Source organism: Finegoldia magna, assembly GCF_018371055.1.
Classification (GTDB): domain Bacteria; phylum Bacillota; class Clostridia; order Tissierellales; family Peptoniphilaceae; genus Finegoldia; species Finegoldia magna_I.
In genome coordinates this window covers 1-1,832 of the sequence record NZ_JAGYZD010000296.1, presented here as the reverse complement: position 1 = coordinate 1,832, position 1,832 = coordinate 1, and the positions used below count along the sequence as shown (strand labels likewise).

2 protein-coding genes and 1 pseudogene are annotated in these 1,832 nt (G+C 39.2%); all 3 read left to right on the top strand.

The features are described from left to right. A partial coding sequence (gene thiF / locus KHW44_RS09260) for a sulfur carrier protein ThiS adenylyltransferase ThiF (protein ID WP_304068785.1) occupies positions 1-607 on the top strand: 607 nt, incomplete at its 5' end. After that, the gene (locus KHW44_RS09255; protein WP_002837839.1) at positions 597-1,361 is read left to right on the top strand and encodes a thiazole synthase; all 765 of its coding nucleotides are present in this window, start codon (positions 597-599) and stop codon (positions 1,359-1,361) included. The genes thiF and KHW44_RS09255, both read left to right, overlap by 11 nt. A 7-nt stretch (positions 1,362-1,368) precedes the next feature. Beyond that, a pseudogene (locus KHW44_RS09250) lies at positions 1,369-1,832 on the top strand (2-iminoacetate synthase ThiH); the annotation flags it as partial.

Sequence of the window (1,832 nt, the reverse complement as noted above, 5' to 3'; positions counted from 1 at the left end):
GGAGGTTAAAATGCAGGAGATTTTTAAAAGACAAATCCCCGAACACACAGACATTTTCAGAAAATCCAAAATTCTGATCCTTGGCTGTGGTGGTTTGGGTACCAATTCATGCTTTTTACTTGCAAAATCAGGCATTGGCACCATCAAAATAGTGGACTACGACACAGTTGAATATTCCAATTTAAACAGACAAATTTACAGGCCAACAGATGTCGGCAAGTACAAGGTCGACGCGTTCAAGGAAATTTGTGATGATTTTTTGCCATTTGCAAATATTTCTGTTGAAAACATCAAAGTTACTGAAAGTAACATCGACGAATTGACCGACGGCTACGATATCGTAATCGAGGCGTTCGATGACGAGTACGCAAAGTCATTGGTGTTGGAACATTTTATCGGAACTAACAAAAAGCTAATATCGGTGTCTGGAATTGGTGGCGTGAAAAAATTAGATATGAAAATAAAAAAAATGAACAACATTGTAGTTTGTGGCGATTTTGAAACGAAGACCGACATCGGTTTGTACTATCCAAACGTGATGATGGCGGCAAGCACACAAGCTATAATCGCACTTAATTGGTTATTGGAGGAAAATAATGGAAGATAAATTGATTTTGGGTGGCAAATCTTTTGACTCAAGATTTATACTTGGATCTGGAAAATACGACCCTAACCTTATCAAAGCTTGCGTAGAATCTGCAGGCTGCGAGATGATTACTGTGGCACTTAGACGTGCAAATACAGACGATACGAAAAATATTTTGAACTTTATCCCAGAAAATGTGACGATAATTCCGAACACTTCAGGAGCGAGAAATGCAGACGAGGCTATTAGAATTGCAAGGCTTGCTCGTGAAATGGGCTGCGGCAATTTCGTGAAAATAGAAATCATGCGTGACAGCAAATATTTGCTACCAGACAACGTAGAAACGTTGAAAGCTACGAAAGTTTTGGCTGACGAAGGTTTCGTCGTTATGCCTTATATGTATCCAGATTTGAACTTCGCAAGAGATTTGAAAGAAGCTGGTGCAAGTTGCATCATGCCATTGGGCTCTCCGATTGGATCCAACAAGGGACTTGCAACGAGAGATTTCATCCAAATCATCATCAACGAAATTGATTTGCCAGTGATTGTGGATGCAGGAATCGGCAAACCATCACAAGCGTGTGAAGCCATGGAAATGGGCGCAAGTGCAATCATGGCAAACACTGCCATTGCTACAAGCGGCGACATCAACAAAATGGCAGAAGCTTTCGCACTAGCAATCAAGGCAGGAAGACTAGCTCACATCGCAAAACCAGGCAGAGTTTTGGAAACGGGTGCTGACCCTTCATCTCCACTCAGAGATTTCTTTAAGTAGGCGACAAATGGAAGAATTCAAATATTTTAACAATATGCAAGATATTCATTCGGACATTTACGATAAAATTTCCGAAAAATTATCTGAGGTAAAATCTGTAAATGTAACGGCTAATGATGTCAGAAGAACTTTGGGTAAAATAAAAAACAACGAAGCATTGGACCATTTTGATTATTACAATATGTTGAGTGATGCTGCAATTGATTTTATAGAAGAATTGGGAGAAATCTCACAAAAACTAAGACTACAATATTTTGGAAACAACGTGTATTTGTTCAGCCCTCTTTACATCGCAAATTATTGTGAAAACAGTTGTAAGTACTGCGGATTCAGGGCGAAATCAGATATCGTCCGTGCGAAACTTACCATGGATGAAATAGAATCTGAAATGAAACAAATGAGACGCGAAAAAATCGAAGACGTTTTGATTCTAACAGGTGAATCGCAAAAATACTCCTCGGTGGATTATAT